Raw genomic sequence first — 13,899 nt, 5'->3', positions numbered from 1 at the left:
CATTTATCGGCGGTCCACCGGAAGACTTTTTTGTAACGCCACAGGGTGGTCGCTCAAGTCCGATAGAGCGCGTCATCTGCGAGTGACTCGGGCTGCTGGCCGCAGCGGCTGGCGGAAACGCGTGTCGAAAGCAAATGAACTATGCTTTCGACGCGCGGCGGCGACTCATGCCGAACGCGCATGCGCACAGCCTTCGTTTCTCGAGGACGACCATGACCGTTCGCAATCTCGACGCGCTGTTCCAGCCGAAGTCAGTCGCCGTGATCGGCGCCTCGCCGCGTTCGCGCCGCATCGGCGCGATGGTGTGGGCGCGCGTGCTGGCCGGCGGCTTCGACGGTCCCGCGTGGCCCGTCAATCCCAAGTACGCTGAGCTCGACGGCCGAGCCGTGTTCGCCGATGTCGGCGATCTGCTCGAAGCGCCGAGCGTCGCACTCGTCTGCACGCCGAGCGCGACGTGGCCCGACATCATCGCGAAGCTCGGCAAGCTGGGCACGCGCTCGGCCATTCTCGTCGGTGATGCGCGCGGCGACGGCGCCGCGCGCGCACTCGCGCAGGCACTCGCCGCGGCGCGCCCCTATCTGCTACGTATCCTCGGACCCGGCAGTCTCGGCGTCGTCACGCCGGCGCTGAAGGCGCAATTCGGCGCGCCTTCTTGCATGGTCAAGGAGGGTGGCGTGGCGTGGGTGTCACAGTCGAATGCGCTGACCAATGCGGTGCTTGGCTGGGCACATGCTCGCGGTCTGGGCTTTTCGCATGCGATCGCGCTCGGCGACGAAGCCGACGTCGACGCCGGCGACGTCCTCGATTACCTCGCGAGCGACGGACGCACGCGCGCGATCCTGCTCGAATTGTCGGCCGTGCGCGCCGCGCGCAAGTTCATGTCGGCGGCACGGGCCGCGGCGCGTAACAAGCCCGTACTCGTGCTGCGCACGGGCCATCATGATCCCGCCGATGCGCTGTATGCAGCCGCGTTTCGGCGAGCGGGCATGGTGCGCGTCGACGCGCTCGACGATCTGCTCGACGAGATCGAGACGCTGGGTGTGGGGCGCATCGCGGCCAGCTCGACGGCGACGCTGATTACCAGCGATCGCGGCGTCGGCACGCTGGCGGCCGACGCCTTTTCCGCCGCGGGGCACGGTCTCGCGCAATGGTCCGATGAGGCGGCACGCGCATTGCGCGTCGCGTTGCCGCACGTGGCACCCGGCAACCCGCTGCTGTTGGGCGGCGATGCCACGCCCGAGCAGTTCGGCCGTGCGCTCGAGGCGCTTGCGCCGCATCGCGAGACGGGTACGGCGTTTGTCGTGCATGCACCTACGCACAGCGCACCGGTGGCCGAGGTCGCGCGGATGCTGATCGAACGGCAGCGCTTCGCCTATCGCGGCCTGCTCGCGTGCTTTTTCGGTGGGGTAGACGATTCCACGCGCGATGCGCTGCGTGCGCACGGCATTGCGGTACACAGTACGCCGCATCGACTGGCGCGCGCGTTCGCACGTCTGGTCGACTACCGGCTCGGCCGTGAGCTGTTGATGCAGACGCCGCCAGGTTTGCCGGAACAGGTGCCGGCGTCGATCGAAGCGGCGCAGGCACAGGCGCGCGCGGCGTTGGCGGCGGGGCAGGTCGAACTCGCCGGCGAAGCCGCTGCAGCGTTGCTCGTCCACTTTGGGCTCGACGTGCTCGTATCGGGGGCGGGTGAAAAGGCGGTGAGCGATATGGCTACCGCTACCGCGCTCGACGAGGATGGCCACGCAGACGCCGACGCCGACGAAACGATCGTCGACGTCAAGATCGAGCTACGTGACGATGCACAATTCGGCCCCGTGTTCCGCTTCACGGCCCCATCGCACGACGGCATCGCAGCGCCGTTCGCGACCTATGGCTTCCCGCCGCTGAACCCGGTGCTGGCGCGCGAGATCGTTGCACACTCGCCCTATGCGCGGCGCGCAGCAGTCGAACCGACGCTGCATGCTTTGACGGCGCTATCCGAGGCCGTGTGCGATATCGAGGAGATCGTCGCGCTCGATGCCGTGCTGCGCGTCACTCGTACGCGCGCGTGGCTGGTGGCGCCGCGCGTGCGGCTCGCGCAAGCGCGCGGCCGGCTGGCGATCGTGCCGTATCCGCGCTGCCTCGAGCAGACGATCGACTGGCACGGCGAGCCCCTCACGATCCGGCCGATTCGCCCCGAAGACGAGGCGGCGCACAGCGCCTTCATCGCGGCGATGACGGCGGACGATCTACGCATGCGGTTTTTCGCGGCCGTCAGCGGCTTCGACCACTCGCAGCTCGCGCGCATGACACAGATCGACTACGACCGCGAAATGGCACTGATTGCGACGACGGGCGAGGCGAGTGGCGCGATGCGCACGCTGGGCGTCGCGCGCATCGTCACCGATCCCGACAACGAGCGCGCCGAGTTCGCGATGGTGGTACGTTCGGACCTAAAGGGCAAGGGGCTCGGCAAGCTGCTGATGCAGCGCATGCTGGGCTACACCCGCGCGCGCGGCACACGCTCGCTGGTCGGCTTCGTCCTGCGCGAGAACGCGCCGATGCTGGGCCTGGCTAAAGCGTGTGGTTTTGCGATCAGGCCGTCGGACGATCCTGCCGTCGTCCAGGTGGAGCTTGCACTGGACGTGGACGGCAGGGAGCGGGCGCCGGCTTAAGCAGCCAGTTTCGCCAAGGCCTCGTCGACCTGCTCACGCGTGACCGACAGCTCGGCGAGCCACGCCTCGGCATAGACGCCACCGGTTTCGCGTTCGAGGCGCGCAATCGTCGCGACGCAGCGGACGGCGTCCTTCGGCGTCGACAGGAAGCTCTTGATCGATTCGCCGGCCTTGAAGGCGTCGAACAGCGGCACGCGCACTTCGTCGGGCAGCGTGCGCGTCCATTGGTAGGGCTTGCCGTTGAACGTGAGGGCCGGCGGCAGCGCGCGTTCCTTTTTCGTATTGGCGATGAGGCCATACGTGCGTGCGGCTTCGCCGATTTGTTCAGGCGAGAACAGCTCGTCGGGCGTGATGTCGAATTGACCGATATAGGCTTCGATCGCTTGCATGGCCGCGGAGCGGTCGTCGCGCTTTTGCTGCGCGCGCTCGACGATGCCGCGCAGTTCGTCGGCTTCCTCGGTCGTGATCGTGAAGCTTGCCTGCTTTTGCTGGAGTTCGGAAAAGCGTTGGAATTCGGTATCGGTCAGAAGTTTGGCCATGAGATCGATCGACGGTGCCCGCGCGGGAGGGAACGGCGCGCGCGGTTTTTTGAAGGGCCGCCATTCTAGCGCCATCCGGGGGTGCCGATCCAGATTTGTGGCGTGCGTCGCATGGGCGTCACACGTCGCACGTCCGTGTTGCGCGCGCTGCAATAGTCGGTATGCCGCGCAAGCTATTCCTGTCGGCCCCGCGCCGGTGATACAAAGACTCGCGAATGCTTTGCCAACGTGATGAGGAGGGGCGACACGATGAAATTGCTTCGCTACGGCCCGAGGGGCCAGGAAAAGCCAGGGCTGCTCGACAGCCAAGGCGCGATTCGCGATCTGTCGGGCATCGTGCCCGATATTGCCGACGCCGTGCTCAGCGATGCCGGCCTCGCGCGGCTGCGTGAGGTCGATCCCGCGGCGCTGCCCGCCGTCGGCGGTAATCCGCGCATCGGCCCGTGCGTGGGACGGATCGGCAAGCTGATCGGCATCGGGCTCAACTATGCCGATCACGCGGCCGAAGCGGGCATGCCGATACCTAAGGAGCCCGTGGTCTTCTGCAAGTGGACGAGCGCCGTCTGCGGTCCCAACGACGATGTGATCATTCCGCGCGGCTCGACGAAGACCGATTGGGAGGTCGAGCTCGGCGTCGTGATCGGTCGTGCGTGCAAGGACATCGACGAAGCGCGCGCGCTCGACTACGTGGCCGGCTACTGCATCGTCAACGACGTCTCCGAGCGCGAATGGCAACTCGAGCGCGGCGGGCAGTGGGACAAGGGCAAGGGCTTCGATACGTTCGCGCCGTTGGGGCCGTGGCTCGTCACGCGCGACGAGATTGCGGACCCGCAGCAACTCGACTTGTGGCTCGAAGTGGACGATCGCCGTTACCAGAGCGGCAACACGCGCACGATGATCTTCGGCGTGGCCCAGCTCGTCGCGTATCTGTCGCGCTGCATGACGCTGTATCCGGGGGATGTCATCACGACGGGCACGCCGCCCGGCGTCGGCATGGGCGTGAAGCCCACGCCTATCTATCTGCGACCCGGGCAGACGATGCGGCTCGGGGTCACGGGGCTGGGCGAACAGTTGCAGCGGGCATGCCCGGCCGATTGAAAGCAGCCTGTATGGCTTCGATCCATGCGCTCATGCACTCATGAGCCGCTTTGGCGAGCCGTGGCTGCGGTCATCGAGCGGATGAAGTCTTCGGCCAGCGCGAGCACGGCGTCGGCCTGCTCCTTGTGCGGGGTGTGGCCGCAATCGGCCAGCAACGTCTCGCGCGCGGGGCCGTGCGCATGACTCGCGATCGAACGGACCTGACGTGGCGTGCCGTATTGATCGTCGTGCCCTTGCATGACGAGCAGCGGCGCCTCGATCTGCGGCAGCAACGCCTCGATGTTCCAGGCGGCGAAGGCCGGGTCGAGCCAGGTATCGGACCATCCGCGAAACACGCTCTCCGTCTTGTCTCCGTGATAGCGCGCCAGGCCCGCGAGCTTGCCCGCCTCGTAAGCAACGACGGCATCGCGAATGCCGGCGAGCGTGATGTCTTCGACGAACACGTGCGCGGCCTCGGTGATGAGGCCGCGCAACCGTGGCGGCCGCGTGGCGCCGTGGATCAGCGCGATGCTGCCGCCGTCGGAATGGCCGAACAGGATGTACGGCGCGTCGGCCGGCAGCGTCTGCTCGATCACTTGCGGCAAGTCGCGCAACGCGGCCGTATGCAAATAGCGCGTGCCCCAAGGGAGCGGCGCCGCACTCGACTTGCCGTAGCCGAGGCGGTCATAGACAAGCCCCGGGCACGACGTGGCCGCGCACAGGCGCTGCGGGAAGTGCCCCCACATGGCGGTGCTGCCGAGGCCCTCGTGCAGGAAGATCAGATGCGGCAGCGACGCATCGCCCGCGATCGTCGTATAGGCAACCGTTCCATCGGCAATCGTGATGTGGTTCATTCGTTTACTACCGGTTCGCCGGCGTGAGCTATGCGTGCTGGCGTGCGACGTCAGCCCTTGTGGCAGACGGCTTCGATGTTGTGGCCGTCCGGATCGAGGAGAAACGCGCCGTAGTAGTTCGCGTGATAGTGCGGGCGCAGGCCAGGTGCGCCGTTGTCCTTGCCGCCTGCTGCGAGGCCGGCGCGGTGGAATGCATCGACCTGCTCGCGGCTGTCGACGCGAAACGCGATGTGCACGGGCGGCTCGTTCGGCGTGCCTTCGCTGATCCAGAAATCGGTCACGCCGTTTGCGCCGAAGCCGGCGACGCTCGTGTGGCCCGTGATTTCGGGGCCGAACTCCTTGAGCTTGGCGTATCCGATTGCTTCGAGCGTCGCTTCGTAAAAGCGCTTGCTCTTGTCGAAGTTGCTGACCGATACGCCGGTATGGTCGATCATCTACGTCCCCTTCGCGCGTTCAATTTAAATTGTCTGATGGATAGAAATGGCTCAATCGGCTTTCAACGTGCGAAAGACGGGCCATCAGCCATGGTCGCCGGTATCCGTATGGTGGTCGGCCGACGCCAGCGTACCATTTGTACCATCCCCGATTCGGTTGATCGTACCCTGAGCGACAGCCACCAGCGTTTCTTTCTCGCCGTCGACCACCCATATGCGGCATTGGCACGTCGCGTGGCCCCGGCCCGCGTAAACGAGCTCGGCGCGCGCGAGCAGCACGCCGCGCACGGCCGGGCGTAGATAGTTGATCTTGTACTCGCCGGTGACGACGCGCGGCCCGAGCGCGATGGCGCCTGCGAACGTGAGCGCGTTGTCGGCCAGATAGCTGATCACGCCGCCGTGCACGAAGCCATGCTGCTGGCGCAACTCGTCGCGGATCGGCAGGCGCAGCGTGATTTCGCGCTCGCCGATCTGCATGAGCTCGGTGCCGAGCAGCACGCTGAAAGGCTGGGCGTGCAGCGCGCCGCGTGCGAGGTCGAAGAAATCGGTCATCGTAGTCCCTTCAGGGCTGAGCCCCGTGTGGTGTCCGTTCCACTCTAGAAACCGTTCGCGGGCCGTGCAAGGGGGCTCGAGCACTTCGTCGGCCCGCCTGCCATTGCACCGAGTGCGAGCTATGGCCCTACTAAATTTCACAAAATTGACTTCAAGCAAACGTTTTTCCTGCCGTTAACCCTTACTAGCGGCCCTGCGCCCGTTTTTTCTGCCCTTCTCGTCTTTCAGGTGTTTTGATGTTCAGCAAGATCAAGCTCGCTTCCGGCCTCCTGTCAGTATTGGCCGCGTTCTGTTTGCTTCAGCTCATCACGGGCGGGCTCGGTTTCTGGTCGTTGACCAGCACACATCACGACGTCGGCGAACTCGCCAACGTCGCCCTCACGCAGGTCGATGCCGTCAACGAAACCACGCAGCATTTGATGGACGCCCGGATCAATCTGTCGCGAGCCGGCACGCGCATGGTGCGCGGCGGCACCGAGCCGACTGATATCGTGCAGCATGCGCGCGAGCAGCTCGTATTGGCCGACAAGTCGTTCGCACGTTTTACCGCGGCGCCCAAGATCAGCGATGAAAACCGTAGCCGCGCGACCGCGCTGACGGACAAGTACCAGACGCTGCACACGGCGCTCGGCGAGCTCGTGCAGGATCTCGATACGAACAACGTTCAGGCGTTTCTCGATCAGCCGACGCAGTCGCTCCAGGATGCGTACCTTGCCGAGCAGCACGGCTTCGCGCAATTCGGCGACGCGCAAAGCCGCGCCTCGATCGACTCGATCGACGGTCGCCTCTCGTTGTTCGACGGTGTGAGCCTGGCGATTCTCGTCGCGCTCGTTATCGGCACGGCCCTGGTGTATCTCGCACTCAAGCGCGGCGTGGTCGCGCCGCTCGAAGAGGCTGGGCGTCACTTCGACCGCATCGCACGCGGCAAGCTCGTCGAGCGGATCGCTTCGCGCGGGACCAACGAGATCGGCCGCCTGTTCGACGGCCTCGCGATGATGCAGGCCAGCGTTGCACAAACGGTGAAAACCGTGCGCGATGCTGCGGACTCGATCCACACGGGCGCCGACGAGATCGCGACCGGCAACGCCGACCTGTCCGCCCGCACCGAGAGCCAGGCTGCCTCGCTCGAGGAAACGGCGTCGAGTATGGAGGAGCTGACGGCGACCGTGCGTCAGAACGCCGATCACGCGCGCGAGGCGAGCTCGCTGGCCGAAGACGCGCTGCAATCGACGGCGGAAGGGACGAGCGTTGTCGACAGCGTCGTGCAGAAGATGCGCAGCATTGCGCAAAGCTCCGATCGCATCGCCGAGATCATCTCGGTCATCGACGGCATCGCGTTCCAGACCAACATTCTCGCGTTGAATGCGGCCGTCGAAGCGGCGCGGGCAGGCGAGCAGGGGCGCGGTTTTGCCGTGGTGGCGGGCGAAGTGCGCGGCCTCGCGCAGCGCAGCGCGCAGTCGGCCAAGGAAATCAAGGCGCTGATCAACGAATCGGTCGCGCAGATCGAAGGTGGCTCGGAGCTCGTCGAGCGCGCGGGCGAGACGATGGAGAAGGTGTCGAACTCGATCGCGCGCGTGACGCAGATGATGGCCGAGATCAGCGCGTCGTCGCTCGAGCAGAGTACCGGCATCGAGCAGGTCAATACGGCCGTCGTGCAGATGGACCGCATGACGCAGCAGAACGCGGCGCTCGTCGAGGAAGCCGCGGCGGCCGCATCGTCGCTGCACGATCAGACGCGCCAGCTGAAGGAGGCCGTGTCGGTCTTCGAAATTTCGCAGGCTGTCATTGGCGAAGCGCGTTTTGCCGCGGCCGCGCACGCGGCTATGACTGGGGGGGCTGTCGAGGCTTATTGACGGCTGGGCTGGGTTGGCAGGTTTCTCTGCCTGTCCGGGTCTAATGGCCTACGGCAACAGACGCCCGATGAGAACCTCATCGGGCGTTTTCTATTTCAGGGCTTGAGGCGGGTGCTCTCGGCTATCGATGTGTATGGATTCCCAAACCACCATACGGGCGGCCCGCTGTAGGTCGGCGGAGTGAGGCAAGGGGCGTTCGGTCCTCGGGATGCTGTTGATGCGTTCTGCCATGGCGTTTTGATAATAGTCGTAGCCAGCAATTCTCATTGCAGCAGGTTTTGCGGGGCGATGAATGCGTTCATCCGTCTGCGTCTGCAAGGTAGCCAATTGGTGACGCAGCTAGCGTTGGCGGGATTCCATCCTTAGCAATGGGCCGCTAAGCCAATGAGGGCACCTACCCCGCAGCTAAGACATCCGGCAATGGTTGCCCGGTGACGACGAACTTCCGAGATCGGCCAGGAAGCGCCGTTTGGGGTGTCGCGGAGCCGGACAGTCGAACAACTTCCCTAGCCCATTAACCGGCCCTTCGACCGCCGACGCCCCGAATATCTCTCTGTTCCAAGTAGTTCAAATTCCCTCGAAAACGGTACTCGTCCACATCCGCGCTATACCTGATCGTGTGTCTAATACACCGAGCTACAGCTTTCGCCGGATAAGCACGCCACCGTCTCTGAACACAAGCCGCTTAATTACCTTGTTCTTCTCGTCAGGCTCGCATACCTCCTCCCATCCTTCCTCTACCCGCACATCAAGACGGTTGCGGCTGCACCGCTTTAGCTCGAAACCCTGCGCCAGAAGTTCGGCTTTAATGTCTTTGCGTTCGAGCCATTCAACGTCAACGATCTTGTCTTCTTCCTTCCAGTCGAAGTACTTGGCCTTGATGTCCTTCAGCGCGGTGTAGACGACACCAGCCAGTGATAATGGCAAATGAATCATGCGAACCTCGCACAGGTGACATAGGCGTAAATGTTAAACCGGGCCGAAATTTGCTCTACTAATCCGCGAGTACTATGTCGCGTCGGATGATTCGTCTTCATCGATACCGAACAGGTTTTCGCGTGAGTCAACGGGGACGAGACATAACGCTGGCACTTTTTTCGCAAACGGAAGGCTGCGCAGCGTGTGCGAATCGACTAGGAATCCCTGTTTCCGAAGTCGTTCAGTGAGGCTGTCGTCTCCAGCCAAGTCGGACATGTTTCCATTAGTCAAAATGTCTTTTAGCAGTTCGCTGAACTCGGATTGCCCTACGTCTTCCCCCGATTCTCGGGCCGAGAGTGCAAGCTCAACCACAAGGCGGGGTGCTGCGAGGCACTTCAGGACTCCGAGTTTGCCGCGCCACACGGCGGCTTCTGAGATGATGTGCCAGCGATAAATAGGAGGAAAGCTACTCGACAGCAGCTTTTCGGTGTCAGAGGAGTCCTTCCTTACTTTCCGGTGCATCACAATGACCTTCCGTTTCGACACCATGGAGGCGCTGTAGGTGACGCTGTCCCGCGTGTTGGTCGCAGTGACGATCATGGCCTCCTCCTATCGCTGTCTCCCCCAACGGGAATTATGGGAGATCGGGCCCAATTTCGCTCTGCTAATCCATAAAGTTAGCGCCCGCACACAGGCGTTCGGTTTCCTCCACGTGGTCCGCCTTCAAACGCGCCGGAGAGTCGGGAGGGTATCCCTCGGGAGCAGCAGTGTTGCGGTGCAACTTCCCTGTTCAGTCAATTACCGACGTCCCGCCAACCGCTACACATGACGAAATGACCGATCTACCTTGGAAGCTGTCTTTGCAGCCGTGAGAGCCTGAACGGCCGAAACGGGTCGACTACAGGAGTTCGGGGCTGAGTCGGGAAGATCGATCGTCGTCGGACGACGAACTTCCGAGATCGGCCATGGGGTGCCACTCACCCCGGGCCCAGGGTTGACATTCCGCTGTCGGCCTCGGGCCAGTTATCGGTACGCTCGCGTACCGATGACGGACGCGGCATCTCGGCCGTTTCGAGCGCCCAAGGGAAGTCGAGGTCGGCGAGCGTCTGCGTTTTCAGAATGCGTCGGCATTTGTCTCTCATGGGGGGCTGCCGACTCGTGCGCGCGGTTGGCATGCGTGTCCCCGTTTGCGTGCCGGTCACCTGACCTCCGATAATCCCATTACCTGCTGTTTTTGCCCGGCGCACCGGCCCCATTTAAATGACCGACTTGCTTCCCAACTCGCCCGACTACGCCGTATGACTGACCGACCTCAAATCGCGTGTCGAACAAGCGCGGCAACGAGCGGCACTCTCCGGCAACCGCGAATTGATCTCGCTTTACTGGCAGATTGGTCGCGACATCCTGGAGCGACAACGGCGTCAGAGATGGGGCGCAAAGGTGATCGACCGGCTGGCCAAGGACCTGAAAGCCGCGTTTCCCGACATGCGGGCTTCTCTCCGCGGAACCTTAAATACATGAGAGCGTTCGCCGAGGCGTGGCCGGACGGTATATTTGTGCAGCAAGCTGCTGCACAATTTAGCGTCGCCTCAGTCGGATTTGGCGCACGAAGTGCTCAAGGATCCGTACATTTTTGATTTTCTCGGCTTCCCCGCTCCATTTGTTTCAGACCTTCCCACGATTGAGCAAATCGAAGCCGAACTTGGTTCGGAAACGGAATAGAAGGCGAGAGCTCGTCGATCAATTCGATGGAGCGATCGCCGTACATCGAAATCGGACATTGCGGTGGCCCGAGTGGGAACAGCGGTTCAGGAGCCGAAGAAGTCTTTTGCCATGGATCTGGGGCTGCTGCCCACATCTTGCACCTCGACTGACGGAGCAGAGCGTTGGCCGCTCACGATTCTTTTGAACCTGTCTTCACGCGAATCTGTGAAGAATGCTAAACAAAGCCTACCGCTTCGAGTCGTTATTCCGGCAGCGACGCGTAAGCCGTAGCGAGGTGGTACGGCGTCGTCGACGGCATGTCGGCACGTGCCACGTCGCCTTGCGGCGTCTTGCATTCGTACCAGCCGCGCGGATGCAGAAAGCTCGTGCGAAAGCGCTCGATCTGCGGCGCAAGCGCGCGAAGGTCCTCGGGCCGGCCGCGCGTGGCGAGTGCCCGCAAGTATTCCGTTTGTGCCCAGATGCGCTGGGTCGCATCCTTTACCGTCCCGTCTTCCGCGAGTGCCGCGCACACGCCGCCTGTCTGCGCGTCGACGCCATGCCGCTGCGCGAACTCGAATGCGCGCTCGAGCGAGGCTGCCAGCCCTGACGCCGCAATCGTCTCGCCTGCGCACTTCACAAGATAGAACCACTCGAATTGATGGCCTGGCTCGAGGCGATTGTCGGCTGAGCCGATCGGCAGCTCGGCGATCGCGCCGGTCGGCTCGTGCACGAATGCGCGCGCGATGGCGTCGGCCAGCACGGCGAGCCGCGTTTCGAAGCTCGGCTCGCGCGTGGCAGCCAGTGCGGCGAGGTACGCTTCGGTCAGATGCATCAGCGGGTTTTGCAACGGGCCCGTGATGACCGACGCGAAGCTGCGGTCGAGCGCGGCGTTCAGCAGGCCTTGCCCGGCGGCAAAGCGCGTATCGATGACGGCTGTCGTCTCGGCAATCACGTCGAGCGCGGCGGCGTCGCCACATGCCGACGCGTACTGCGCGCAGGCGAACACGACGAACGCGTGCGTGTACAGATCTTTCGTCGTATCGAGCGGCGCGCCTTGCGCATCGACGCTGTAGAACCAGCCGCCGTGACGCTCGTCACGAAAGTATCGGCATAGCGCATGAAAGAGACGCTCGGCATGCGCCTTGTCGCCGGCTTGCGCGAAGACGAACATCTGACGCGCGCAGGCCATCGCGCGGTAGCGCGTGACGGGCAGCGGCGCGCCATCGTCGGCGCGTACGGCCTCATACGGCAATTGCGTGGCCACGTTGAAGCCGGGGCCGCGCCAGAGTGGCAGCACGATATGCGTGAAGTGCTCACGCAGGGCGGTGGTCTGAGCCGCGAGGGCGGCGTCGATCGAATTGGACATAGGCTTGAGGCAAAAGCTCGGGAGGCATGGTCTGACGGCTAACTGGGGCGGGTCAGGCCCATGCGCGAAGCGCCAAGGATAATTCAAATGGTCCGGAGCGGGGCGGGCCTGGCGTCAATCGTGTCGTGCCGCGTGCTTTACCGGGTGTTTCATGTCCCGATCATGAGACAATGCCGCGTTCGCAGAAACGATCAGACAAGCGGCGCCGCCCGCAACCGACCTCCTATCTATGGCAGATTCCGCAGCATCCTCGACTTCCCGTTCTTCACGTCGTTCGACCACGGCCAAGCGGCGTGCGCGTGCCGCCTCGTCGAACGCCGATCAGCGCGCCGCACGCACCGCCTCGGCCGTGCAGCAGCACGACGCGGGCGGCGCTTTGCCGCTCGGCAACGAGGATGTATTGCGCGCCGCGCCTATGCTCGAGTTCGATCCGCGTCAGGGCACGTTAGTCGGTTTCGAGTTGCCGGCCGATGCGTTGGCTCCGCTCAATGACGAGGTTGGAGACGCTGGCGAGGGCAACGCGGAGGGTGATGCCAAGCGGGGTGAGGTGAAGGCAGAGGGCGGCGGACTGTTTGATGCGACGCAAGGGGAGGCCGAGCAAGCCGAAGCCAAGCAAGCCGAGGCCAAGCAAGCCGAGGCCAAGCAAGCCGAGGCCAAGCAAGTCGAAGCCAAACAAGTCGAAGCCAAACAAGTCGAAGCCAAACAAGTCGAAGCCAAACAAGTCGAAGCCAAACAAGTCGAAGCCAAACAAGTCGAAGCCAAACAAGCCGAAGCCAAGCAAGTCGAAGCCAAGCAAGTCGAGGCCAAGCAGAACCGCCCAGCACCGGCTGCGACGAAGCGACCTGACACAAAGCCGTCCCAAGCCGCCCCGGCTCCAGCGGCTACGACCACCAACATCGCCGTGCCGCGCGATGCGGCGCCGCCTGACGACACGGCTACTGTCGTGGCGAAGGTCGTCGCTCAAGCAGCCGAGCGCGCCGCGCGACCGACTACGCCATTGGGGGCGCCACGCGCTGCCCGCCCCACCGCCAATTCGGTCGCGCCGACTCCGGCGGCTGTAGCGGCACCCGCATCGGCACCCGCATCGATCGCCCGGCCTGCGCCCGCCGCCGAACCGGCCGCTGACGCCGCAGCTGTGGCCGCAATCAATCAGACGATTGTGAACCTCCAAGGCATGCTGGCCGACGAGCGTCGCAGTGCTCGCGAACGCGCGCAACGCACGAGCCGGACGCTCACGATCATGGCGGTAGCGCTGGTCGTGCTGGCTATCCTCGGCATTGCGCAGATGATTGTTGTCCTGCGCTTCGCAAACGAAAGCGCGGCTGCGCAGCAACGGACCGAGGCGTTGCTGGCCAATCAGCAGACCACGCTGGCGGCGCTATCCGATACCGTCGTCAAAGCAACGACCGATGCGGCGACGGGCGCAATCGTGGAGGCTCCGGCGCAGCCCGACGACAGCGGTGCACAACCGCCCGTCAAGCACGCGAGGGCACATCAACATAGATCGAAGGACAAGGCAAAAACGTCGGCCACGCACTGAGCGTGCTTCACGCGCCGGCCCAGCTTTCGAGTCGTCGCAGCGCATACCTTCAGTTGAAACGGGCACAGCGGATGCTTATCAATCGATAGGCACGTAAGCCGGAACTGGAGGTAATGATGAAATCTATGACGATTGCCACGCGGGCCGCGACGATCGCAGCCACTGCGCTTTGGGCGCTGTTCACTGCGAGCGTCGCGACGGCGCAAACGTATGGGGAGCCTGCGCAGCCGGGCGTCAACATCCAGCTGTCGCTGGGGTGGCACGGTGACCGGTATTGGGACGGCCATCGCTACTGGGAGCACGACGAATGGATGCGTCGACATCCTCACGATCATGATCCGTACCGCGACCGGGACCATCGCCACGACGACGACCATGAAGTCCACTAACCGCTGCTAAACGAAC

The 13,899-nt window shown here is 63.8% G+C and carries 13 protein-coding genes and 1 pseudogene; 6 read left to right on the top strand and 8 right to left on the bottom strand.

Going from position 1 to position 13,899, the window contains the following annotated elements:
• Positions 1 to 212 precede the first annotated feature (212 nt).
• Positions 213 to 2,657 carry a GNAT family N-acetyltransferase gene (locus D7S89_RS13140; protein WP_121278327.1) on the top strand — a complete coding sequence of 815 codons (2,445 nt, stop codon included), beginning with the start codon at positions 213 to 215 and terminating at the stop codon, positions 2,655 to 2,657.
• Here the strand turns inward: D7S89_RS13140 and D7S89_RS13135 are convergent.
• Positions 2,654 to 3,196, bottom strand: coding sequence for a hypothetical protein (locus tag D7S89_RS13135; RefSeq protein ID WP_121278326.1), 543 nt, complete (start codon positions 3,194 to 3,196; stop codon positions 2,654 to 2,656). The genes D7S89_RS13140 and D7S89_RS13135 overlap by 4 nt on opposite strands.
• 249 nt (positions 3,197 to 3,445) lie before the next feature.
• Between D7S89_RS13135 and D7S89_RS13130 the strand changes: the two genes are divergently transcribed.
• The gene (locus tag D7S89_RS13130; RefSeq protein WP_121278116.1) at positions 3,446 to 4,294 is read left to right on the top strand and encodes an ureidoglycolate lyase; all 849 of its coding nucleotides are present in this window, start codon (positions 3,446 to 3,448) and stop codon (positions 4,292 to 4,294) included.
• A gap of 38 nt (positions 4,295 to 4,332) precedes the next feature.
• On the opposite strand, the gene D7S89_RS13125 is transcribed toward D7S89_RS13130, so the two are convergent.
• The 3 genes from D7S89_RS13125 to D7S89_RS13115 form a co-directional block, all read right to left on the bottom strand.
• Positions 4,333 to 5,127 (bottom strand): alpha/beta fold hydrolase, encoded by a 795-nt coding sequence (locus D7S89_RS13125; RefSeq protein WP_121278115.1) that lies wholly within the window; start codon positions 5,125 to 5,127, stop codon positions 4,333 to 4,335.
• Positions 5,128 to 5,177: 50 nt separating this feature from the next.
• The gene (locus D7S89_RS13120) at positions 5,178 to 5,561 is read right to left on the bottom strand and encodes a VOC family protein (protein ID WP_121278114.1); all 384 of its coding nucleotides are present in this window, start codon (positions 5,559 to 5,561) and stop codon (positions 5,178 to 5,180) included.
• Between the two features lie 84 nt (positions 5,562 to 5,645).
• The gene (locus D7S89_RS13115) at positions 5,646 to 6,113 is read right to left on the bottom strand and encodes a PaaI family thioesterase (RefSeq protein ID WP_121278113.1); all 468 of its coding nucleotides are present in this window, start codon (positions 6,111 to 6,113) and stop codon (positions 5,646 to 5,648) included.
• 236 nt (positions 6,114 to 6,349) lie between these two features.
• On the opposite strand from D7S89_RS13115, the gene D7S89_RS13110 reads away from it, so the two are divergent.
• A complete protein-coding gene (locus tag D7S89_RS13110; RefSeq protein ID WP_121278112.1) occupies positions 6,350 to 7,966 on the top strand; it encodes a methyl-accepting chemotaxis protein in 1,617 nt (538 codons plus the stop codon).
• 636 nt (positions 7,967 to 8,602) lie between these two features.
• Here the strand turns inward: D7S89_RS13110 and D7S89_RS13105 are convergent.
• The 3 genes from D7S89_RS13105 to D7S89_RS27440 form a co-directional block, all read right to left on the bottom strand.
• The gene (locus D7S89_RS13105) at positions 8,603 to 8,902 is read right to left on the bottom strand and encodes a hypothetical protein (protein ID WP_121278111.1); all 300 of its coding nucleotides are present in this window, start codon (positions 8,900 to 8,902) and stop codon (positions 8,603 to 8,605) included.
• A 72-nt stretch (positions 8,903 to 8,974) separates the two neighbouring features.
• On the bottom strand, positions 8,975 to 9,484 hold the full coding sequence (locus D7S89_RS13100) for a hypothetical protein (protein WP_121278110.1): 510 nt from the start codon (positions 9,482 to 9,484) through the stop codon (positions 8,975 to 8,977).
• Between the two features lie 377 nt (positions 9,485 to 9,861).
• Positions 9,862 to 10,026, bottom strand: coding sequence for a hypothetical protein (locus D7S89_RS27440; RefSeq protein ID WP_183085184.1), 165 nt, complete (start codon positions 10,024 to 10,026; stop codon positions 9,862 to 9,864).
• Positions 10,027 to 10,186: 160 nt separating this feature from the next.
• Between D7S89_RS27440 and D7S89_RS13095 the strand changes: the two are divergent.
• Positions 10,187 to 10,461, top strand: a pseudogene (locus D7S89_RS13095) (DUF1016 N-terminal domain-containing protein); the annotation flags it as partial.
• Between the two features lie 389 nt (positions 10,462 to 10,850).
• Here D7S89_RS13095 and D7S89_RS13090 read toward each other — a convergent pair.
• The gene (locus D7S89_RS13090) at positions 10,851 to 11,954 is read right to left on the bottom strand and encodes an AGE family epimerase/isomerase (protein WP_121278109.1); all 1,104 of its coding nucleotides are present in this window, start codon (positions 11,952 to 11,954) and stop codon (positions 10,851 to 10,853) included.
• A gap of 229 nt (positions 11,955 to 12,183) precedes the next feature.
• Between D7S89_RS13090 and D7S89_RS27180 the strand changes: the two genes are divergently transcribed.
• Together D7S89_RS27180 and D7S89_RS13075 are read left to right on the top strand one after the other, a co-directional pair.
• Positions 12,184 to 13,494, top strand: coding sequence for a hypothetical protein (locus D7S89_RS27180; RefSeq protein ID WP_147426647.1), 1,311 nt, complete (start codon positions 12,184 to 12,186; stop codon positions 13,492 to 13,494).
• Between the two features lie 116 nt (positions 13,495 to 13,610).
• Positions 13,611 to 13,883, top strand: coding sequence for a hypothetical protein (locus D7S89_RS13075; protein ID WP_220702153.1), 273 nt, complete (start codon positions 13,611 to 13,613; stop codon positions 13,881 to 13,883).
• Positions 13,884 to 13,899 lie beyond the last annotated feature (16 nt).

It is taken from the genome of Trinickia fusca (assembly GCF_003628145.1).
In the GTDB taxonomy this organism is placed as follows: Bacteria; Pseudomonadota; Gammaproteobacteria; order Burkholderiales; family Burkholderiaceae; genus Trinickia; species Trinickia fusca.
Note: the sequence above shows the minus strand (reverse complement) of the source record. Positions and strands in the feature narration are given on the sequence as shown.